This window comes from Pseudomonas sp. GW458-11-26-14-LB4 (genome assembly GCF_059423925.1).
In genome coordinates, this window is record NZ_JBWKYU010000013.1 from 101,619 (window position 1) to 126,252 (window position 24,634).

General features: G+C 64.5%; 4 protein-coding genes. All 4 read left to right on the forward strand.

The genetic code is table 11. The annotated features are described in order from the left end of the window. Nucleotides 1-14: 14 nt before the first annotated feature. The 4 genes from AC07XZ_RS18385 to AC07XZ_RS18400 all read left to right on the forward strand — a co-directional run bounded on the left by AC07XZ_RS18385 (nucleotide 15) and on the right by AC07XZ_RS18400 (nucleotide 24,629). Complete coding sequence (locus AC07XZ_RS18385) at nucleotides 15-3,416, forward strand: non-ribosomal peptide synthetase (protein WP_102686975.1); 3,402 nt, start codon at nucleotides 15-17, stop codon at nucleotides 3,414-3,416. Then, nucleotides 3,413-11,248: a non-ribosomal peptide synthetase gene (locus AC07XZ_RS18390; RefSeq protein ID WP_102686976.1), complete on the forward strand. Its 7,836-nt coding sequence runs from the start codon at nucleotides 3,413-3,415 to the stop codon at nucleotides 11,246-11,248. Before AC07XZ_RS18385 ends, AC07XZ_RS18390 begins: the two co-directional genes overlap by 4 nt. A 13-nt stretch (nucleotides 11,249-11,261) precedes the next feature. Next, entirely contained in the window at nucleotides 11,262-23,597 is a 12,336-nt protein-coding gene (locus tag AC07XZ_RS18395) for a non-ribosomal peptide synthetase (protein WP_102686977.1), read from the forward strand. Between the two features lie 75 nt (nucleotides 23,598-23,672). After that, nucleotides 23,673-24,629: an alpha/beta hydrolase gene (locus AC07XZ_RS18400; RefSeq protein WP_102686978.1), complete on the forward strand. Its 957-nt coding sequence runs from the start codon at nucleotides 23,673-23,675 to the stop codon at nucleotides 24,627-24,629. The last annotated feature ends 5 nt before the right edge of the window (nucleotides 24,630-24,634 follow it).

Here is a 24,634-nt window from a genome sequence, read left to right on the forward strand (position 1 = left end):
CAAGGACCCAATGCATGAATGCCGCAGACGCACAGAAACTAGCCCGCCGCTTTATCGAATTGCCTCAGGACAAACGTCGTTTGTTCCTCGCCGGCATGGCCCGTGAAGGGATCAATTTTGCGCAGCTGCCCATGACCGCCTGCATCGGGGCCGCCGAGCGTGACGGCTTGTCCTATGCCCAGCAGCGGATGTGGTTTCTCTGGCAGATGGATCCGCAAAGCGCCGCCTACAACCTGCCAATGGCCGTGCGCCTGAGCGGTGAGTTGCAGCCCGAGGCGCTGGAGCAGGCGTTCAGTCTGCTGGCGGCGCGGCATGAGTGCCTGCGCACCACGTTCGGTCAGGAGGGCGAACAAGCTTTCCAGAAAGTCGCCGAACCGCAGCCCGTCAAGCTGACCCTCACTGACCTGAGCGCGTTGCCCGAGGATCAGCGCTGGCCGCTGGCCCGTCAGCACATGATGGCGGAGGCCACGCAAGCCTTCGATCTGGAAAGCGGGCCGTTGCTGAGCCTGCGTCTGCTGCGGCTGGACGCGCAGGAACACGTGCTGTTGCTGACGCTGCACCACATCATTGCCGACGGCTGGTCGATGAACATTCTCATCGATGAATTCATGCGCACCTACGATGCGCTGGTGGCCGGGCGCGAGCCACAATTGCCGGCGATCACCGTGCATTACCGCGACTATGCGCTGTGGCAACGCAGCTGGCTGGAGGCGGGCGAACGCGAGAGGCAGCTCGACTACTGGCGCGCGCAGCTGGGCGATGAACATCCGGTGCTTGAACTGCCGACTGACCGCGCTTACCCGGCGCAGGCCAGTCACCGCGGCGCGCGTCTGGAAACGGTCATCGACGCCAGCCTGCGCCAGGATCTGAAAAACCTCGCCCAACGTCAGGGCGTGACCCTGTTCGTGGTTCTGCTGGCGGCGTTCAAGACCTTGCTGCATCGCTACAGCGGCCAGACCGACATTCGCGTCGGCGGCCTGATCGCCAACCGTACCCGCAGCGAAACCGAAGGCTTGATCGGCTTCTTCGTCAATACGCAGATCCTGCGCAGCGTGGTCACCGCCAACAGCCGTTTCGCCGATCTGTTACAGAGCCTGCGCCAGTCTGCGGCCGGCGCGCAGTCCCATCAGGATCTGCCGTTCGATGCCTTGATCGAAGCCCTGCAACCGGCCCGCAGTCAGAGCCATAACCCGCTGTTCCAGGTGATGTTCAACCATCAGCCGCTGGTGACCGATTTGCAGCAGGCGCAGTTGGCGTCAGGCTTGCGGGTCGGTTACCTGACCGAGGAACAACTGACCGGCAGCGGCCGCGAACATGCGGCCACCAGCGATCTGATGCTCGACACCCGTGAAGAGGGCGAGCAACTGTTCGCCGCGTTCACCTACGCCACCGATATTTTCGACGAGTCCACCATCGCCGCGCTGGCCGGGCACTGGCGCAACGTGCTGGTGTCGGTCTGCCGTGATCCGCAGCAGTTGATCGGCAACCTTTCGATGCTGGACGTCGCCGAGCAGCAGGGCTTGATCCAGATCGCCGAAACGAGCCCGCGACTGGCCAGCTTTCAGACCCTGTTCGAAGCGCAAGTGGCCCGTACCCCCGAGGCGCCGGCGGTGATTCTGGCGAGCGAGCCGTCACCCTCGATCAGCTATGCCGAACTGAACCGGCGCAGCAATCGCCTGGCCCATCAACTGCGCGCCCGGGGTGTCGGCCCAGATGTGCTGGTCGGCGTGGCGCTGGGGCGTTCGCTGGAACTGGCCGTCGCCTTGCTGGCCGTGCTCAAGGCCGGCGGCGCCTATGTGCCGCTGGATCCGCAGACGCCGGGCGAGCGTTTGCGCCATGTGCTCGACGACAGCGGACTGAACCTGTTGCTGACCGACCGGCAGACGCTGGCCGTTCTGCCGGCTCTCGACGGTGTGCAAAGCCTGTGCCTGGACACGCTGCCCGACGATGGCGCCAGCGACAATCTGCCGGTGACGGTCGAGCCGCAAAACCTCGCCTACGTGATCTATACCTCCGGCTCGACCGGTCGGCCCAAGGGCGTGGCGATCAGTCATGCCGCGCTGAGCGAGTTCATCGAGCGCGCCATCGACTACAGCGACCTGCGCGAAGGCGACCGGGTCTTGCAGTTCGCGACCAGCAGCTTCGACGGGTTCGTCGAGCAGTTTTTCCCGCCGCTCTGTCACGGCGCGAGCGTCGTGCTGCGCGACGCGCGTCTGTGGGACAGCGCGACATTGCATCAAGTGATCCTCGAACACGGCATCACCCTGGCCGACTTGCCGGCGGCGTACTGGTACTGGCTGGTGCAGGAATACGCTGCCAATCCTCCGGCGCATTTCGGTGCCCTGCGCCAGATTCACGTGGGCGGCGAGGCGATGGCGGTGGACGGTCTGCGCCTGTGGAAGCAGGCCGGATTGGGTCATGTGCGCCTGCTCAATACCTACGGGCCGACCGAGGCCACCGTGGTGTCGACGATCCACGACTGCTCGGCGCTGACCCCTGACGCCGTGTCGTGGCGCGGCATTCCGATTGGTCACGGTCTGGCCGCACGTCGCCTGTACGTGCTGGACGATGATTTGAACCTGCTGCCGCAAGGCGCGGTGGGCGAGTTGTACATCGGCGGCCCGGGCCTGGCGCGCGGCTACCACCGACAACCGACCCTGAGCGCCGAGCGTTTCATAGCCGACCCGTTTGCCAGCGGCGAGCGCCTGTACCGCACCGGCGACCGCGCACGTTTGCGCGCTGACGGCGCGGTGGAATACGTCGGTCGCGTGGATCATCAAGTGAAGATCCGCGGTTTCCGTATCGAGCTGGGTGAAATCGAATCGCGCCTGCAGCAATGCCCGGGCATCCGCGAGGCCGTGGTGCTGGCCTTGCCGCTCAATGGCAGCCTGCAACTGGTGGCGTATCTGGTGGCCGATCAGGACGTGCTGGACGGGGTGGCCGCTCAGTCGGCGTTCCGTCAGCAGGTCAGGGCTTCGCTGCAGGCCAGGCTGCCGGACTACATGGTGCCGGGCCATCTGCTGCTGTTGGCGGAGTTGCCACTGACGCCGAGCGGCAAGCTCGATCGCAAGGCCTTGCCGGCGCCGGACATGGACCAATTGCAGGTCGATTACCGCGCCCCGCAATCGGACATCGAAAAAGCCCTGGCGCATATCTGGGCGGATGTGCTGCAAGTGCCGCGCGTCGGTCTGGACGATCACTTCTTCGAGCTGGGCGGCCATTCGCTGCTGGCGGCGCAAGTGATCGGCCGGATCAAGAAACAGCTGAACGTGGTGTTGCCGCTGCGCAACCTGTTCGAAAAGCCGCTGCTCGGTGAACTGGCCCAGGCAGTGGCGCAGTTGGCCGACGGTGCAGCGGATAACGACTGGTCCGACATGGACCTGTTCATGAATGAATTGGAAGGAGAAGAAGTATGAGCGGCACCATGGCGGAGCGTATCGCTAAAAGATTCGTCGGCTTGCCGCTTGAGCAGCGTCGGCTGTTTCTGGCCAAACTGCGCGAGGAGGGCAAGGATTTCAGCCTGCTGCCGCTGCCGGTCAGCCGGCACGACTGCGCGCAGATTCCGCTGTCGTTCGCCCAGCAGCGTTTGCTGTTTCTCTGGCAGCTCGAGCCGCAGAGCGCCGCGTACAACATGGCCGCCGGCCTGCGCCTGAAAGGACGGCTGGACGAAGCGGCGCTGACCCGCTCGTTCGATCACCTGCTGGCGCGCCATGAAGTGCTGCGCACGGTGTTCCGCACCGACGGCGACCAGCCGCATCAAGTGATCCTCGACCCGCAGGGCGTTGCGCTGGAACGCATCGACTTGACCGGTGTTGCCGCGCAAGAACGCGAGCAGACGCTGGCCGAGCACGTGCAGAAGGTGACGGCGCAGCCGTTCGATCTGCGTCACGGCCCGTTGCTGCGCGCCAGTCTGTTTTGCCTGGCGGACGATGAGTTCGTGCTGGTGGTGAGCATGCACCACATCGTCTCCGACGGCTGGTCGATGGACGTGATGGTCAAGGAATTCGTGCAGTGCTATCAGGCGTTCAGCCTGCAGCGCGAACCGCAGTTGCCGGCGCTGGCCTTGCAATACGCCGACTACGCCATCTGGCAGCGGCGCTGGCTGGAAGCGGGCGAGGGCGAGCGTCAACTCGATTACTGGCGCCAGCAACTGGGTGAGGAGCATCCGCTGCTGGAAGTCGCCCCGGACTTCGCCCGGCCGCTGACCCAGAGTTTTGAAGGCCAGACTCTGAGCTTCGATTTCGGCGCGGATCTGTCGCGTCAACTCAACGGCTTTGCCCGTGCTCAAGGCATCAGTCTGTTCATGCTGGTGCTCGCAGGGTTCTCGCTGTTCCTCTCGCGTCAGGCCGGAGAGCGTGACATCCGCGTCGGCGTGCCCAACGCCAACCGCAGTCGCGCCGAGGTCGAAGGGCTGATCGGCTTCTTCGTCAATACCCAGGTGCTGCGCTGCGAGGTGGATGAGCGAGGCAGTTTCGAGGACTTGCTGGCGCGGGTGCGCGAGGCGTCATTCGGCGCGCAGGCCCATCAGGAGCTGCCGTTCGAGCAACTGGTGGACGAGTTGGTCGCCGAGCGTACGTTGGGGCACAACCCGTTGTTCCAGGCCAAGTTCAACCAGAACGTCGGCATGCAGAAGCAGCGCTCGATGGCGTTGCCGGGCCTGACCGTGGCGGAGTATCCGCTGGACAAGGACGGCACGCACTTCGATCTGGCGCTGGACATCACCGACGACGGCACGTTGATTCACGGGCAGATGACCTACGCCAGCGACCTCTATCGACACGCAACCGTCGAAGGTTTTGTCTCGGCCTTGCTCGGTCTGTTCGGTGCGCTGCTGAAAGCGCCACAGGCGCCACTGCACACCGTGGCGACGGCATTGCCGAGCGCGCTCGCGGCACCGCGTGAACCGGCACAGTCGGTGTTGCAGCACTGGGAACGCGAAGTCGCGCGCCAGCCGCAAGCGCTGGCAGCGCGGGATCTGAATGGCGGCTTGAGCTTCCAGGCACTGGATCAGGCTGCCAATCGCCTCGCGCATCATCTGCTGGCCCAAGGCGCGATTGCCGGTCAACCGGTGGCGGTGCTGATGGAGCGCTCGCTCGACTGGCTGACGTGCGTGCTGGCGATCATCAAGGCTGGCGCGGTGTACATGCCGCTGGACGTCAAGGCGCCGATGGCGCGCTTGCAACAGATGCTCGGCGCCGCGAAGGCTCGGGCAGTGGTGTGTGCCGAGGGTGATTCGCGGGTTTCGGAACTGGCGGTCGCCGGTTGTCAGGGGCTGGCATTCGATGCGCAGCAATGGCAACAGCAGCCGGCGACGGCCCCGGCCTGTGAGTTGTCGGCGCAGTCGCCGGCCTATGTGATTCACACCTCCGGTTCCACTGGACAACCCAAGGGCGTGCTGGTCAGCCACGGTGCGTTGGCCAGTTACGTGCGCGGTGTGCTGGAGCGTCTCGATCCGGCGCCGGACACCAGCATGGCGCTGGTCTCCACCATCGCGGCGGACCTGGGTTTCACCGTGCTGTTCGGCGCGCTGTGCTCGGGCCGGTTGCTGCATGTATTGCCGGAAGAGCTGGGCTTCGATCCGGATCGCTTCGCCGAGTACATGGCCGGGCACCGGGTGGGCATGCTGAAAATCGTTCCGGGACATCTGGCGGCCTTGTTGCAGGCGTCGCGTGCAGCCGATGTGCTGCCGGAGCAGGCGCTGATTGTCGGCGGCGAAGCGTGTTCGCCGGCGCTGGTGGAGCGTGTGCGTCAGCTCAAGCCGGGTTGCCGGGTCATCAACCACTACGGCCCGAGCGAAACCACCGTCGGTGTACTGGCCCACGAAGTCGGTTCGCTGGAACCGGGGGCTCGCAGTGTGCCGGTCGGCACGCCATTGGCCGGGGCCCATGTGTATGTGCTTGACGATGTACTCAACAGCGTGGCCGATCAGGTTGCGGGCGAGCTGTACATCGGCGGCGACAGTGTTGCCCTCGGTTACCTTGGGCAGCCGGGGCTGACGGCCGAGCGCTTCGTTCCCGATCCGTTCGGGCCGGCCGGTGCGCGGGTCTATCGCAGTGGCGACCGGGTGCGTCGCAATCGCCAGCAGGCGGTGGAGTTCATCGGGCGCGCGGACGATCAGGTCAAGGTGCGCGGGTATCGGGTTGAGCCGGCGGAAGTCGCCCGGGTGCTGCTCGGCCTGGACGGTGTCAGCGAAGCGGCGGTACTCGCGTTGGCGCTGGATGACGACCCGGCACGCCTGCAATTGGTGGCCTGGTGCGTGCCGGCGGCAGATGCAGCGCTGAAGGCGGAAACACTGCGCGAGCAACTGCAAGCCCGTCTGCCGGATTACATGGTGCCGGCGCAGATTGTACTGCTGGAGCAATTGCCGCTGACCGCCAACGGCAAACTGGACAAGCGCGCCTTGCCGGTGCCGGGCGTGGTGACGCAGCGCTTCGTCGCGCCGGTGGGCGAGGTCGAGGAAAAACTCGCGGCGATCTGGGCCGATGTGCTCAAGCTCGAGCGTGTGGGCAGCACCGACAATTTCTTCGAACTGGGCGGGGACTCGATCCTCAGCCTGCAAATCATTGCCCGGGCCAAGCGCCAGGGCATCAAGCTCAGCCCCAAGCAATTGTTCGAGAAGCAGACCGTGGGCCAGTTGGCGGCGGTGGCCAAACTGATCGAAGCCAAACCCGTGGCGGCAGCGCCGCAGAAGGTCGGCGGGCAGCTGGCTTTGCTGCCGATTCAGGCGCGCTTTTTCGAAACACCGATTGCCCGGCGAGAGCACTGGAACCAGTCGGTGATGCTGCAACCGCAGGCGCCGCTTGATGCCAGTCATCTGCAAGCCGCACTGGCGGCACTGATCGAGCAGCATGATGCACTGGCGTTGAACTTCCAGGCGTCGGGCGATGTGTGGCAGGCAACGTTCCAGACGCAACGCGACCCGGAGCTGTTGTGGGTGCGTGATCTGGACAGCCTGGATCAACTGACGGCGCTGGCGGATCTGGCCCAGCGCAGTCTGGATCTGCAACAGGGGCGACTGTTGCGGGCGGTGCTGGCGAATCTGCCCGGCGGTGAACAGCGTCTGTTGCTGGTGATCCATCACCTGGTGGTCGATGGCGTGTCCTGGCGCGTCCTGCTGGAAGACTTGCAGCTCGGTTACGCCGCACTGGCCTCGGGCACGCCGCTGGTGTTGCCGGGCAAGAGCAGTTCGTTGCAGAGCTGGGCCGAGCGTCTGCACCGTTATGCCCAAAGTGAAACCCTGGGCCGCGAGCGCGAGTATTGGCAGGCGACCCTGAGTGCCGATGGCGTGGAGTTGCCACGGGACTTTGCACAGGACGTGCAGACTCAGGAGCAGGCGCAACGCGTCAGTTCGCGCCTGAGCCAGGCACTGACCCACAAGTTGCTCAAGGTTGCCCCGGCCGCGTATCGCACGCAGATCAACGATCTGCTGCTCACGGCGCTGGCGCGGGTGTTGTGTGACTGGAGCCGACAGCTGTCGGTGCTGATCCAGCTTGAAGGCCATGGTCGCGAAGACCTGTTCGAGGAACTCGATCTGAGTCGTACGGTGGGCTGGTTCAGCAGCCTGTTCCCGGTGCGTCTGACACCGCAGGCAGGGCCGGGCGAATCGTTGTGCGCGATCAAGGAGCAACTGCGCGCCGTGCCGGGAAAAGGCATCGGTTACGGCGTGCTGCGCTACCTGACCGGTGCCGCCGAGCTGCGTTCGCTGGCCCCGCCACGGGTGACCTTCAACTATCTGGGCCAGTTCGACGGCGACTTCAGTGCCGCCGAGGGCGCCCTGTTCGTGCCGTCCGGCGAAAGCACCGGGGCCAATCAGGACGCCACGGCACCGTTGGGCAACTGGTTGAGCATTGACGGTCAGGTGTATGGCGGCGAGCTGGAACTGACCTGGACATTCGGTTCGGGCATGTACCGCGCCGATACGGTGCAGGCGCTGGCCGAGGCTTATCGCCTGGAGCTGGAACGGCTGATCGAGCACTGCTGCGACAGCGGCGAGGCCGGCGTCACGCCGTCCGATTTCAGTCTGGTGAGCCTGACGCAGGCGCAACTTTCGGCACTGCCGATTCCGGCCCGGGAGATCACCGATCTGTACCCGCTGTCGCCGATGCAGCAAGGCATTCTGTTCCACAGCCTCAACGACCCCGACAGCCCGGCTTACACCAACCAGCTGCGGGTCGACGTGCAACATCTGGAGGCCGAGCGTTTCCGTCAGGCCTGGCAGCAGACCCTCGACGCCCACGACATTCTGCGTACCGCGTTTGTCTGGCCGAGCGACGCCGCTGCAGCGGTGCAAGTGGTTCGCCAGAGCGTGCAAATGCCGTGGAGCGTGCAGGACTGGCGGGGTCGAACCGACCTCGACACTGCGCTGGAACAACTGGCCGGCGATGATCTGGCCAACGGTTTCGAGCTGACGGGCGCGCCGCTGTTGCGGGTTTCGCTGGTGCGTACCGATGATTCGACGCATCACCTGATCTACACCTGCCATCACATCCTGATGGATGGCTGGAGTACCTCGCAGTTGTTCGGTGAAGTGCTGCAGCGTTATGCGGGCCTGACTCCGGTTGCTGCCCAGGGACGTTATCGCGACTACATCGAATGGCTGGGTCAGCGCGATCAGCCAGCCAGTCGGGCGTTCTGGAAGCACGCGCTGGCCGAGCTCGAAGAGCCGACGCGTCTGGCCAGTGCCGTGCCGACGCAGACGTCCGGCGTCAGCGGTTATGCCGATCACCAGCATCTGTTCAGCGAACAGCTGACGGCGGATCTGAACCGTTTCGCCCGGGAGCAGAAAGTCACCCTCAACACCCTGGTGCAAGCGGCGTGGCTGGTGCTGTTGCAGCGTTACACCGGTCAGGACAGCGTGGCCTTCGGCGCTACGGTGGCCGGACGTCCGACCGATCTGCCCGGCGTCGAGCAGCAGATCGGCCTGTTCATCAACACCTTGCCGGTCGTGGCGGCGCCGTCCGCCGAGATGCCGGTCGAGCGCTGGTTGCAACACGTGCAGGGCCTCAACCTGGCGCTGCGCGAGCATGAGCACACGCCGCTCTACGAGATTCAGCGCTGGGCCGGACTCGGTGCGGGAGCGCTGTTCGACAGCATTCTGGTGTTCGAGAACTACCCGATGGCCGAAGCCCTGCAACAGGGGCCGGATACCGGTCTGGTGTTCTCGGCGATCCGCCGTCAGGAGCAGACCAACTACCCGCTGACGCTGGTGGCGGTCACCGGTCGCGAGCTGAGCCTGGGCGTCAGTTACGATCAGGCCCTGTTCGGTGCTGCGACGATCGTCGGCCTGAGTCGTCAGCTCGAAAGTCTGTTGAGCCAGTTCCTCGGCAACGCCACGCAACCGTTGGGCACCTTGCAATTGCTCGACGAGCCGCAGCGCAAGCAAGCGATCGACTGGGGCAAGGCCGGCGTCACGGCGACCGATTCGCGCACGGTGCTCGAGTTCATCGAGTCCCGCGTTGCACTGCGACCGGATGCAGCGGCGGTGATCTACGCCGAACAGCAGATCGACTATCGCCACCTCGACCTGCGGGCCAATCGTCTGGCGCACAAACTGCAAGCGCTGGGCGTGGGGCCGGAGGTGCGGGTCGGTGTGTGCATGCGCCGTACCCCGGACATGCTGGTCGCGCTGTTGGCAATTCTCAAGGCCGGTGGCGCCTATGTGCCGCTGGACCCGGATTACCCGCAGGAACGTCTGCTGCACATGCTCGACGACAGCCGCGCCGCGGTATTGCTGACCGAGCCGGCAGCGCAGGCGATGCTGCCTGACGCGTTGAGCGCTCAGGTGGTGCTGGTGGAGGAGGGCGAGCAATCGCTGGCCGGGTATCCAACCACCGCGCCGGTGGCCGGGATCAGCGGGCAAAACCTGGCTTATGTCATTTACACCTCGGGTTCCACCGGCAAGCCCAAGGGCGTGGCCGTCAGTCACGCCAACCTCACTGCGCTGATCCAGTGGTCGCAAGGGGTGTACCGCGAGGAGCAACTGCGCGGTGTGCTGGCGTCGACTTCGATCTGCTTCGACCTGTCGGTCTGGGAGATCTTTGTCACCCTGGCCAGCGGTGGCTGCATGGTGCTGGCGGACAACGCGCTGGCCCTGGCGGAGTTGCCGGCCCGCGAGCGGGTCACGCTGATCAACACGGTGCCGTCGGCGATTGCCGCGCTGCAACGGGCCGGGCAGATTCCATCGTCGGTCGCGACCATCAATCTGGCCGGCGAGCCGCTGAAACAGAGCCTGGTAGACACGCTGTACGCGACCCCATCGGTCAGGCAGGTCTACGACCTGTACGGTCCGTCGGAAGACACCACGTATTCGACATTCACCCTGCGCACCGCGCACGGTCAGGCCAACATCGGCCGGCCGCTGGACAACACCGTGGCGTACCTGCTCGACACGCAACTCAATGGCTTGCCGGCCGGTGTGGCGGCCGAGTTGTACCTGGGCGGCGCCGGCGTGACCCGGGGCTATCTGATGCGTCCGGGGCTGACTGCCGAACGCTTCGTGCCCAACCCGTATGCCGGCAACGGCGAGCGGCTTTACCGCACGGGGGATCTGGTGCGCCAGGGCGCGGATGACAACATCGAGTACCTGGGCCGCGCCGACCATCAGGTGAAGATCCGTGGTTTCCGTATCGAGCTGAGCGAGGTCGAAGCGCGCCTGCTGGAGCAGGACGAGGTGCGCGAAGCGGTGGTGCTGGCGCAGGACGGCGCGGCGGGCAAGCACCTGCACGGCTACGTCGTGGCGGCGCAACAGGCGAGCGACCCGGCGGCGCTGACCGAGCGCCTGCGCGCCGCATTGGCCAGTCGTTTGCCGGCGCACATGGTGCCGGGGCATCTGCATGTGATCGAGGCGGTGCCGCTGACCCCGAACGGCAAGCTCGACCGCAAGGCGTTGATGGCATTGGGCGAGAGCCCGACGCAGCAGCAGTACGAAGCGCCGCAGACCGACTTGCAATGGGAGGTGGCGACGGTTTGGCAGGAAGTGCTGGAAGTCGAGCGCGTGGGCCTGGCGGACAACTTCTTCCAGCTCGGCGGCCATTCGTTGCTGGCGACGCTGGTGGTGACCCGGATCAAGGAGCGGCTGGGCGACAAGGTGCCGCTCAAGGAGCTGTTCGAAGCCGATACGCTGAAAGCGTTCTGCAACCGGATCGAGGCGCTGCGCGTCGAAATGTCGCCCGTTCAGGATGAATTGGCTAAATCCCTGGAGGCCCTCAAACGTCTATCCCTCGATGATCTGGAAAAACTGATTTCTTGAGAGGGAAAAACGCGTGCAAGAGTTAATCGAGTCGGTAGGACAACTTTCGGCTAAGCAAAGAAAGGCTCTGGCGGTTCTGCTCAAGCAGAAAGGCGTCAACCTCTTTGACATTGCCCCGGTTTTCAAGCGCACGGCCGAAGAGCCGCTGCTGCTGTCCTACGCCCAGCAGCGCCAGTGGTTTCTCTGGCAGTGGGCGCCGCACAGCGCGGCCTACAACATTCCGACGGCCCTGCGCTTGCAGGGTCCGCTGGATGAGTCGGCGCTGGAGCGCAGCCTTCAGGCGCTGATCGAACGACACGAAACCTTGCGCACGGTGTTCTCCCAGGAAACCGAACAACCGCTGCAAACGATCCTGCCGCCAGGATCGTTTGCGCTGGAAACCTACCCGTTGAGCCCTGAGCTGGCGAGCGACCCGGATGCTTCGATCCAGGCGTTCGTCCAGACTCAGAGCCAGAAGACTTTCGATCTGCAGCAAGGCCCGCTGCTGCGCGCGGCCCTGTTGCAGGTCAACCCGAACGACCATGTGCTGGTGCTGACCTTGCACCACATCGTCTCCGACGGCTGGTCGCTGCAAGTGATGATCGAAGAACTGGTGCAGCTCTACGCCGGTTTCAGCCTCGGTCACGATGCCGGTCTGCCGGCCCTGCCGATTCAATACGCCGACTACGCCCTGTGGCAGCGCCAGTGGATGGAAGCCGGCGAGCAGGCGCGGCAACTGGCCTACTGGCAGGAAAAACTTGGCGGCGAACAACCGGTGCTGGAACTGCCGCTCGACCGCGCGCGCAGTGTCGATCAGAGCTTTGCCGGGGCCAGCCACAACCTGATTCTCGATGCGCAGCTGAGCCAGGGCCTGAAAGCCTTTGCGCGGCGAGAAAACGTCACGCTGTTCGTCTTGCTGCTGGCGTCTTTCCAGGCACTGTTGCACCGCTACAGCGGGCAGTCGGACATCCGTGTCGGCGTGCCGGTGGCCAACCGTGGCCGGGTGGAAATCGAGCGTCTGATCGGTTTCTTCGTCAACACGCAGGTGCTCAAGGCCGACGTTGACAGCCAGACCTCGTTTGTCGATTTGCTGCGTCAGGTCAAACAGACCGCACAGGAAGCCCAGGCCCATCAGGACTTGCCTTTCGAGCAACTGGTGGAAGCCCTGGAACCGGGTCGCAGCCTGAGCCACAGTCCGCTGTTTCAGGTCATGTTCAACCATCAGGCGGAACGCCGCAGCAGTGTCGAGACGCGCCTCAACGGCCTGAGCATCGAGCCGCTGGAATGGCAGAGCCAGACCGCCCAGTTCGACCTGACGCTGAACACCACCGAACAGGCCCACGGCATCGAAGCGGTGCTCAAGTACGCCACCGATCTGTTCGATGCGGCGACCATCGAGCGTCTGGCACAGCACTGGACCGCGCTGCTGCAGGCGATCGTCGCCGACCCGTCGCGCAGCATCGGGCAGTTGCCGATGCTCGATGACGCACGTCAGCAACAACTGCTGAGCCAATGGAATCCGACACGGGTCGAGCACCCGGTCGAGCAGTGCATTCATCAGGCCATCGAAGCCCAGGCGGAACGTCATCCCGAGGCGGTCGCCGTGACCTTTGCCGGGCAACGGCTGACCTACGCCGAGCTCAATCGCCGGGCCAATCAGTGGGCGCACCGGTTGATCGCGAACGGCGTCGGCCCGGATGTGCGGGTCGGTGTGGCGGTCGAGCGTTCGCTGGACATGATCGTCGCCATCGTCGCCGTGCTGAAAGCCGGCGGTGCCTACGTGCCGCTGGATCCGGGCTACCCGCAAGATCGCCTGAGCTACATGATCGAGGACAGTGGCATCGGTCTTCTGCTGACCCAGGGTCACTTGCAGGCACAGCTGCCGATTCCGCCGGGCCTCACCTGTCTGGACCTGAGCCAGACACTGGAGCCGGGCAACAGCGAAAACCCGGCGTGCCTGACCACGCCGGACAACCTGGCGTACGTCATCTACACCTCCGGTTCGACCGGCAAACCCAAAGGTGCATTGCTGCCGCACAGCAACGTCATCCGCCTGTTCAGCGCCACCGAACACTGGTTCGGTTTCGGCCCGGACGACCGCTGGACCCTGTTCCATTCCTACGCGTTCGACTTCTCGGTCTGGGAAATTTTCGGCGCGCTGCTGTACGGCGGAAAACTGGTGGTCGTACCCCACGACGTCACCCGTTCCCCGGAAGATTTCTACACCCTGCTGTGCGATGAACACGTCACGGTGCTGAACCAGACGCCATCGGCGTTCAAACCGCTGATGCAACTGGCCAGCGAATCCTCGCGCGACCATTCGCTGCGTTACGTGGTGTTCGGTGGCGAAGCGCTGGAAGTGCAGAACCTGCGGCCATGGTTCGAGCGTTTCGGCGACCGTGCACCGACGCTGGTGAACATGTATGGCATCACTGAAACCACCGTGCACGTGACGTACCGTCCATTGTCGATGGCCGACCTTGAGCAAAGTCACAGCAGCCCGATCGGCGAGCCGATCGTCGACCTGTCGTGGTACCTGCTCGACAGCGCGCTGAACCTGGTGCCGCAAGGTTGCATCGGCGAGCTGTACATCGCCGGTGCCGGTCTGGCCCGGGGTTACCTGAATCAGCCGGGCATGAGCGCTACGCGTTTTGTGCCCGACCCGTTCAACCCGCAGGCCGGCGAGCGCCTGTATCGCACCGGCGACCTGGCGCGCCTGCGCGGCGACGGGGTGATCGAGTACATCGGTCGTATCGACCATCAAGTGAAGATCCGCGGTTTCCGTATCGAGCTGGGGGAAATCGAAACCCGGCTCCTCAAGCACCCGGCGGTGCGCGAGGCGGTGGTGCTGGCGGTCGAAGGCCCGAGCGGTCAGCAACTGGCGACCTGGATCGTGCCGAACGAGGCACTGCAAGCCGATGCCGAGGCGACGCTGCGCGATTCGATCAAGGCGCAACTGCGCGACGCCTTGCCGGACTACATGGTGCCGGTCAGCTGGGCATTCCTCGAGCGCCTGCCGCTGACCGCCAACGGCAAACTCGATCGCAAGCAACTGCCGCAGCCGCAGGTCGCTCAGGTGCAGGAAGCGTATGCCGCGCCGCGCAGTGAGCTGGAACAGCAACTGGCCGCCATCTGGCAGGACGTGTTGAAGGTCGAGCGTGTCGGCCTCAACGACAATTTCTTCGAGCTGGGCGGCGACTCGATCATTTCGATTCAGGTGGTCAGCCGTGCCCGTCAGGCGGGCATCCGTTTCACGCCCAAGGACATCTTCCAGCATCAGACGGTGCAGCGCCTGGCCACGGTCGCGCAGCAGAGCGACGTGGTACTCGCGACCCAGGGCGATGTGCTCGGCGAGGCGGTCCTGACGCCGATCCAGCAGTATTTTTTCCACAGCGATATCCCGGCGCGTCATCACTGGAACCAGTCGATCCTGCTGACCCCGACCGCACCGCTGGCGGCGACTGCACTGGAGCAGGCGTTGCAGCACCTGCAACGGCACCATGACGCCTTGCGTCTGCGTTACCGCGACCTGGAGGGTGGCTGGCAACAGACCCACGCGCCGGTCGAACACAATCTGGAGCTGCTGCGCGCCGTGACCTTGCAGGACAGCGCGGCCTTGCCGGCGCTGTGCCAGGAACTGCAACGCAGCCTCGATCTGGACAACGGCCCGCTGATCCGCGCGGTGCTGGTGGACTTGCCGGACGCCAGCCAGCGCCTGTTGCTGGTGATCCATCACCTGGTGGTCGACGGGGTGTCCTGGCGGATCGTGCTGGAAGATCTGCAAACCGTTTACCAACAGCTGACGGCGGGGCAGGTTATGCGCCTGCCGGCCAAGACCACCGCGTTCAAGGACTGGGGTGCGCGCCTGCAAGGGCATGCGCGCAGTGCCGTGCTGGAAGCCGAGCTGGATTACTGGCGCGGGCAGTTGAGCGGCGCAGGCATCGAGCTGCCGCTGGACAACCCGCAAGGTCAGTTGAGCAACCGTTTCGAGCGCAGCGTCGATACGCGTCTGGATGCCGAACGCACCCGGCAGTTGTTACAACAGGCCCCGGCGGTCTATCGCACCCAGGTCAACGACCTGTTGCTGACTGCACTGGCCAAGGTGCTGTGTGAATGGACCGGTGCCGAGAGCGCGCTGGTACAGCTCGAAGGGCATGGTCGTGAAGACCTGTTCGACGATGTCGACCTGAGCCGCACGGTGGGCTGGTTCACCAGCATGTTCCCGGTGCGTCTGACCCCCGGCGCCGGTTTCGAAACCTCGATCAAGGGCATCAAGGAACAATTGCGGGCGATCCCCAACAAAGGCATTGGCTACGGCCTGTTGCGATATCTGGGCAGCGCCGAGGCACAGGCTGCCCTGAGCGGCGCGGCGCAGCCGAAGGTGACGTTCAACTACCTCGGCCAGTTCGACAACAACTTCGATGAAGGCGCGTTGTGGGTGCCGGCCACCGAAGACAAGGGCGCCGGGCAGGACGAGCGTGCGCCGATGGCCAACACGCTGACCATCGATGGCCGGGTTTATCAAGGGCAGTTGAGCCTGACCTGGACCTACAGCGGCGATGTGTTCGAAGACGCGACCATCCATGCGCTGGCGCGCGCCTATGAAGAGGCGCTGGCCGAATTGATCGACCATTGCCTGAATCACGCGAGCGGTGGTCTGACACCGTCCGACGTGCCGCTGGCCGGGTTGTCCCAGACCCATCTGGACAACCTGCCGATCGTTGCCCAGCGGATCGAAGACATCTATCCGCTGGCGCCGATGCAGCAGGGCATTCTGTTCCACAGTCTCTATGACGCCGATGCCAGCGCTTATGTCTATCAGATGCTGCTGGACATCGAAGGTCTGGACGTCGCGCGCTTCCAGCAGGCCTGGCAGCGAGTGGTGGATCGCCATGAAGTGCTGCGCGCCGGTTTCATCTGGGGCCGCGACGGTCTCGACACGCCGCTGCAAGTCATTCATCGCCAGCTGACCCTGGAAATGCCGGAAGTGGACATGCGCCACGAGCCGGACCTGGCCGTGGCCATGGAAGCGCGGGCACGCGCTGATCTGGAGCGCGGTTTCGATTTGCAGAACCCGCCGCTGCTGCGTCTGTGCCTGTTGCGCACGGCTGATGATCGCCATCGCCTGATCTTTACCTGCCACCACATCCTGATGGATGGCTGGAGCAACTCGCGGATGTTCGGTGAGGTGCTGCAGGATTACGCCGGCCATCCGGTGCCGGGTGCGCAGGGCCGTTACCGGGACTTCCTGGCCTGGCTGCAAGGCCAGGACAAACAGGCCGCGCAGGCTTTCTGGCGCGGGCAACTGGCGGAGCTGCACGAGCCGACCCGTCTGGCCTCGGCGTGCCCGGGCAAGGTGCAGCCGGGGGCGGGCAAGGGCGTGCATCGCCTGACGTTCGATGCAGCGTTCACGCGTCGCCTGAACAGTTTCTCGCGCCAGCAGCAGGTCACTCTGAACAGTCTGGTGCAGGCAGCATGGCTGTTGATTCTGCAACGCTACACCGGCCAGCCCACGGTCGCGTTCGGCGCCACGGTGTCCGGGCGTCCGGTGGATTTGCCGGGCATCGAGCAGCAACTGGGGCTGTTCATCAACACCTTGCCGGTGATCGCCAGCCCGCAACCGGGCGTCAGCGTGCGCGACTGGGTGCGCAGCGTGCAGGACAAGAACCTGCAGTTGCGCGACTTCGAACAGACGCCGCTGCAAGACATCCAGCGTCTGGCCGAACTCAACGGCGAAGCGTTGTTCGACACCTTGCTGGTGTTTGAAAACTACCCGGTGTCGGAGACGCTGGAGGCCAATCCGGGCGGCCTGCGCTTCGGTGGTCTGGAACACCGCGAGCAGACCAACTACGGCCTGACCCTGATCGCCGGTGCCGGCGAGGTTCTGAGCCTGGACTTCAACTACCTGACCGAGCAGTTTTCCGAGCGCGGCGTAGTCGGGTTGGCCACGCACCTGGAAGTGGTGTTGCAACAGTTCCTTGAGTCGCCGCAACGCCTGTTGGGTGAAGTCGGGCTGCTGTCGGGTGCCGAGCACAACACGCTGGCGCAATGGAACGACAACCACGCCGGGTATCCGGCTGAGCGTCTGATTCATCAAAGCTTCGAGGCGCAGGTCCAGGCCCGTCCGCACGCTGTGGCCCTGAGCCATGGCGGTGTGGCCCTGAGTTACGCCGAACTCAATCGCCGGGCCAACCAACTGGCGCGTTATCTGGTGTCGCTGGGTGTCGGCGCCGAGGTTCGGGTGGGCGTGGCGATGCCGCGCTCGGCGGAACTGGTGATTGCCTTGATGGCGGTGCTCAAGGCCGGTGGCACCTACGTGCCGCTGGACCCGGACTACCCGGCCGACCGCGTGGCGTACATGCTGGAAGACAGTCAGGCGAAGGTCCTGCTGACGCAACAATCGTTGCTGGCGCAACTGCCGCAGACCGATGCACAGGTGGTGCTGGTGGAGGCGGGCGGCGATGCCTTTGCCGATGCGGCTGCCGATAACCTCGACGTGCGTGGCGATTCGGCGAACCTGGCCTACGTCATTTACACCTCTGGCTCCACCGGCAAACCCAAAGGCGTAGCGATTGCCCATCGTAACGTCCAGGCACTGATCCACTGGTCCGCCGACGTCTACAGCGAGGCTGACCTGCAAGGCGTGCTCGCCTCGACGTCGGTCTGCTTCGACCTGTCGGTGTGGGAGATTTTCGTCACCCTCGCGCGTGGCGGTTCGATCGTCATGGCGCGCAATGCCCTGGAACTGCCGGACCTGCCGGAGCGCGATCAGGTGCGTCTGATCAACACCGTGCCGTCGGCCATCGCTGCCTTGCACCGTGCCGGGCATATTCCGAATGGCGTGCGGATCATCAATCTGGCCGGCGAGCCGCTCAAGCAAAGTGTGGTCGACAGCCTGTACCGCGAGACGTCGGTCGAGCACGTCTATGACCTGTACGGGCCGTCGGAAGACACCACCTATTCGACCTGGACCCGCCGCGAAGCCGGCGGCCAGGCCAACATCGGCCGGCCGCTGGTCAACACCACCGCGTACCTGCTGGACGGGCAACTGCAAGCGTCGCCGATCGGGGTGGCGGCCGAGCTGTATCTGGCCGGTGACGGCATCACCCGCGGTTACCTGTTCCGTCCGGGCCTGACCGCCGAGCGTTTTGTGCCGAACCCGGCCTCGACCAGCGGCGAACGGATGTACCGCACCGGCGACCTGACGCGCCTGGGTGACGACGGTCGGATCGAATACGTGGGCCGCATCGACCATCAGGTCAAGGTGCGCGGTTTCCGCATCGAACTGGGTGAAATCGAAGCGCGCCTGCTGGCCCATGACCGCGTGCGTGAAGGCGTGGTGCTGGCGGTGGACGGCCTCAGCGGTCAACAACTGGTGGCGTATGTGGTGCCGGCCCAATCCGGCCTCAGCCTTCAGGAGCAGGATGAGCTGAGCGAATCGCTGCAATCCGCCCTCAAGGCGCACCTGCCGGATTACATGGTGCCTGCGCAGTGGCTGTACCTCGAGGCGCTGCCGCTGACCCCCAACGGCAAACTGGACCGCAAGGCCTTGCCGGCGCCGGACGTCAATCAGTCGGCCCGGGACTATGTCGCCCCGTCAACGGAGCTTGAGCAACAGTTGGTTGTGGTCTGGCAAGACATCCTGAAGATTGACCGGGTCGGTGTGACCGATAACTTCTTCAGCCTGGGCGGTGATTCGATCATCTCCATCCAGCTGGTCAGCCGTGCGCGCCAGCAGGGCATTCGCTTTACCCCCAAGGATCTGTTCCAGCAACAGACCGTGCAGAAACTGGCGACGGTGGCGTCGGTGGCGTCGGTGGAGTCCGCGCAGCAGGCCGACGGCACGCCGGAAAACTACCCGCTGGCGCGTCTGGAGCAGGCGCAGCTTGATGCGTTGCCGGTGCCGGCGGATCTGATCGAGGACGTTTATCCGCTGTCGCCGATGCAGGAGGGCATGCTGTTCCACACGCTCTCGGACAATGGCAGCAGCCTGTACGTCAACCAGGTCAGCTTGCCGATCCAGGGCCTGGATGTAGAGCGTTTCCGGGGCGCCTGGGAATTTGTCATCGATCGCCAGGCGATCCTGCGGACCAGTTTTCACTGGCAGGACGGGCTGGCCAAGCCGTTGCAAGTGGTCCATCGTCAGGCCCCGCTGCAAATGGAGGTGCTCGACTGGCGCGAGCGTGAGGTCAGCGATGAGTTGATCGCCGAATTCGCCAGCGATGATCGTGCCCTCGGCTTCGATCTGTCCCAGGCACGTCTGCAGCGGGTGACGCTGTTGCGCCTGAGCGATGACCGCTATCAGATGATCTGGACCAGCCACCACATCCTGATGGACGGCTGGAGCAGTTCGCGCCTGTTCGGCGAAGTCTTGCAGTACTACTCCAAGGGCAAGGTCAGCGGTGAGAACGGTCGTTACCGCGACTTCATCGCCTGGTTGCAGGCACAGGATCAGGACGCGCAGGAGCTGTTCTGGAAAGCGCGTCTGGCGGCGGTCAACGAGCCGACGGCGTTGAGCCAGGCGATCCATCCGCGCCATTCGGCCGATGTCTCCGGCCACGATGCGATCTACTCGAACTGGGATCAGGCGCAAACCGCACGCCTGCTGCAGTTCTGCCGCGACCTGCGCATCACCCCCAACACGTTGATTCAGGGTGCCTGGCTGCTGCTGTTGCAGCGCTACACCGGGCAGCGCACGGTCACGTTCGGTGCCACCGTTTCGGGGCGTCCCGAAGGGCTGGCGAATGTCGGCAACATGCTGGGTCTGTTCATCAACACCTTGCCGATCATCCAGACGCCGCAGGCCGATCAGCGCCTGGCGGACTGGCTCGGCGAAGTGCAGGCCTACAACCTGGACATTCGTGACTATTCCCAGGCGCCGCTGGCCGATGTGCAGCGCTGGTCCAACCTCGGTGGGCAGGCACTGTTCGACAGCATCATCGTGTTCGAGAACTTCCCGATCGATGATCGCCTGCAAGAAGAAAACGACACCGACCTGACCTTCGGCAAATCCATCGGCCACGGCGTGACCAACGTACCGATGGACCTCGCGGTAATGCTGGGTGACGAGCTGTCGATCGAGTACCTGTACCTGCGCAGCCACTTCAGCGCCGAGGCCGTGGAAGGCATTCGCCTGACGCTGGAAAACACCCTCGAAGCGATGGTGCGTGCGCCTTACGAGCGACTGGGCAATCTGCAGCGCCTGTCGAACGAGCAGTGGCAGGCGATCCAGGCCTGGAGCGCCGAACCGGTCTCCAGCCACGAACCGGTGCTGTTGCCGCAACTGATCAGCCGGCATGCGCAGCAGCAGCCAGAGGCTATCGCCCTGCAGTGCGCCGGATTGAGCCTGAGCTATGCCGAACTCGAACAGCGGGCCAATCGTCTGGCCCACTGCCTGACCGAACACGGGGCGGGCCCGGAAGTGGTGATCGGCGTGGCGCTGCCGCGCTCGCTGGAAATGGTCGTCAGCTTCCTCGCCGTGCTCAAGAGCGGTGCGGCCTACGTGCCGCTGGACATCGATTATCCGCCTGAGCGACTGGCGTACATGATCGAGGATTCGGGCATGGCCCTGTTGCTGACCCAGAGCAGCCTGCGCGCCACCTTGCCGGCGCCCGAGGGACTGCTGCGTCTGGAAATCGATCATCTCGACGAGTCCCGCTACCCCGATCACGCGCCGGTTTCCCGTGTGCAGGAGCAAGGGTTGGCGTATCTGGTCTATACCTCCGGTTCCACCGGTCGGCCGAAGGGCGTTGCGGTCACGCAAGGGCCGTTGAGCATGCACTGTCAGGCCATCGCCGAGCTGTATGAAATGGACGCCAGCAGCTGCGAGCTGCACTTCATGTCGTTCGCCTTCGACGGTGCCCATGAACGCTGGTTGAGCACGCTCTACAGCGGTGGCCGTCTGGTGATTCGCGACGGTTGCCTGTGGACGCCGGAGCAGACCTACGCTGCCCTGCATGAGTATGGTGTCACCATCGCCTGCTTCCCGCCGGCCTACCTCAAGCAGTTGGCCGAGTACGCGGCGGCCAGCGGCATCGCGCCGCCTGCGGTGCGCATCTACTGCTTCGGCGGCGATGCCGTGCCGGACCAGACCTTCGAACAGGTGAAGGCGGCCCTGCGCCCCGAGTACTTCACCAACGGTTATGGCCCGACGGAAACCGTGGTCACGCCGATGCTCTGGAAGGTGCCGGTCAGCCAGCATTGTGAAGCGGCCTATGCTCCGATCGGTCGTGCCGTCGGCGCACGTTCGCTGTACGTGCTGGACGAGGATCTGAATCCGCTGCCGCCAGGTTTTGCCGGTGAGCTGTACATCGGCGGTTACGGGGTTGCCCGTGGTTACCACGGCCGTGCGGATCTGACCTGCGAGCGCTTCGTACCCAATCCGTTCGCGGTCGGCGAGCGCCTGTATCGCAGCGGCGACCTGGTGCGTTTGCGTCAGGACGGCGTGGTCGATTACGTCGGGCGCATCGACCATCAGGTCAAGGTACGCGGTTTCCGCATCGAGCTGGGTGAAGTCGAGGCCAGCCTGCGCCAACTGGAGGGTGTGACCGATGCGCTGGTGATCGCCCGGGACAATGCGTCCGGCAAGCAACTGATCGGTTATGTGGTGACGCCGACGGGCGAAGACGTGGGCGATGAACTCAAGGCCGGGCTGCGCGCCTCGCTGCCGGAATACATGGTGCCGGCGCAGATCGTCTGCCTGAGTGCTTTCCCGGTCACGCCCAACGGCAAACTCGACCGCAAGGCGCTGCCGGAGCCGGACTTCAAGAGCGAGGAATATGTCGCCCCGCGCAACGAGCAGGAAACACTGCTGGCCGAGATCTGGGCCCAGGTGCTGCAAGTCGAGCAGGTGGGCATCACGGATAACTTCTTCGAACTGGGTGGCGATTCGATCCTCAGCCTGCAGGTCATTTCCCGGGTCAGGAACCACCCGACGTTGCAGATGGATCTGAAGCTGCGCGATCTGATGCGCTATCAGACCATCGCTGGCATCGTCGAACAGAACGTGACGAAGGAAGGCGCCGGACAGCCACTGGTGGACGTCACGCAAGTGGCGGGCGAGGGGTTGTTCAATCTGTTGCCGATTCAGGAGTGGTTCTTCGCCGAGGGCATGTCCGAAGCCCATCACTACAACCAGTCACTGCTGTTGAGTGCGCGCCAGCCACTGGATCTGGATGCGCTCGAGCAGGCCCTGGGCTGGATCGAGCAACACCATGACTCGCTGCGCCTGCGCTTCACTCGGGAGAGCGGGCGCTGGCTGCAACGCTACTGCACCGCCAACGAACAGGGCGAGGCGGTGCTCTGGCGCCGTGAAGCCGAGAACAGCGAACAGGTCGAAGCGCTGGCCAACCTTGCCCAGCGCAGCCTCAAGCTGGACGACGGGCCGGTCTGGCGGGTGATGCATGTTGCCCTGCCGGACGGTCAGGCGCGACTGCTGGTGGTGATTCATCACCTGGTGGTCGACACCGTGTCCTGGCGGATCCTGCTCGATGACCTGAAAACCGCTTATGAAGCGTGTGTGCAAGGGCTGGCGCCGCAACTGCCGATTCGTACCAGCAGCTATCGTTCGTTTGCCGAGGCCTTGCAGGCTCAGGCCCCGGCGATTGCCGAACAGGAGCTGGCGTACTGGCTGGAGCAGCTCGATCAACCGGGCGTCGATCTGCCGTGCGACAACTACCGTGGCAAGAATCAGGTGCGCCAGCAGGCGCAGGCGCGGCTCAAATTGTCCCGCGAGCACACCGAACAATTGCTCAAGCAGGCGCCGGCGGTCTATCGCACGCAAATCAACGACCTGCTGCTGTCGGCACTCGGTCGGGCACTGTGCCGCTGGAGCGGTCAGTCATCGGCGCTGATTCTGCTGGAAGGGCACGGCCGCGAGGATCTGTTCGAATCCATCGACCTGAGCCGAAGCCTTGGCTGGTTCACCAGCATGTTCCCGGTGCGGTTGCGTCCGGACAGCGACGATATCGGACGTTCGATCATCGACGTACAGGCGCAGCTGGCGGCGGTGCCGCAGAAGGGCATCGGTTATGGCGTGCTGCGTCATCTGGCGGGCGCCGAGGTGTCCCGGCAACTGGCGGATCTGCCGCAGGCGCGGGTGACGTTCAACTACCTGGGGCAGTTCGACCAGAGCTTCGACGAGCAGGCACTTCTGGTGCCGGCGCTGGAGGAGACCGGTGACAACTACAGCCTGAAGGCGAACCTGGGCAACTGGCTGGAAATTGTCGGCCAGGTGTATGACGGCCAGTTGGCGCTGCGCTGCATCTACAGCAGCCAGCGTTATCGCGCCGGCACCATGGACGCACTGATGCAGGATTACCAGCGTGAACTTGAAGCGCTGATCGAGCATTGCATGGCGCGTGTGGGCTGATCGCTGCACGCTGGATCATTTTTGAGGGGCGTTGCCGAGGCGCGCCCCTTTTTTGCTGATACAAGGATCTTCGCGATGTCGTTACACCCTGATCTGGAAGCCTTTCTCGACCTGGCTCAAGACAGCCAGGATGCCGGTCTGCCGGCGCTGCACCAAATGACCCCGGCCCAGGCCCGGGACACCTTCGAACAAACCACCGCGCAGTTGCGCTGGAAGGCGCCCGAAGACCTGGACGTGCAGGCCATCAGCGCGACCGCTCGGGACGGTGCGCCGCTGGCACTGCGTCTTTATCGTCCGCACGGTGTGTCGGCGCCAATGCCGGTGCTGGTGTATTTCCACGGTGGCGGGTTTGTGGTCGGAAGCCTCGATTCCCATGACGGCGTGTGTCGCGAGTTCTGCCGGCGCACGCCATGCGCGGTGCTCTCCGTCGGCTATCGACTGGCGCCGGAGTACCGTTTCCCGACGGCACTGGAAGACGGTGAGGACGCCTTGTCGTGGCTGGCCGAACACGCGGCTTCGTTGGGTCTGGACGCGGGCCGGGTCGCGTTCGGCGGTGACAGCGCCGGGGCCACGCTGGCCACCGTACTGGCGGTGCAAGCGGTGGTTCAGCCGCACACCGTGGCCATCGCGCCCAAGGCTCAGTTGTTGTGCTATCCGGTCACCGACGCCTCCCGTGCCCATGATTCGCGGGCCCTGTTCAGCGAAGGCTATCTGCTGGAAGACGAGACACTGGACTGGTTTTACGGGCATTACGCGCGCACCCCGGAAGATTATCTGGACTGGCGTTTCTCACCGCTGCTGGCCGAAGATCTGCGTGGCGTGGCCCCGGCCATTGTCGTGCTGGCCGGGTTCGATCCGCTGCTCGATGAGGGCCAGGCGTATGTCGACAAGTTGCGTGAGCACGGTGTGAGCGTCGAGCTCGAGCACTGCCCGGGGCTGACCCACGACTTGCTGAGGCTGGCGTCGGTGATGCCCGATGTCCTGCAGGTACACGAAACCCTGAGCCGGGCGCTGCATCGCGCATTGAGCTGAACCTC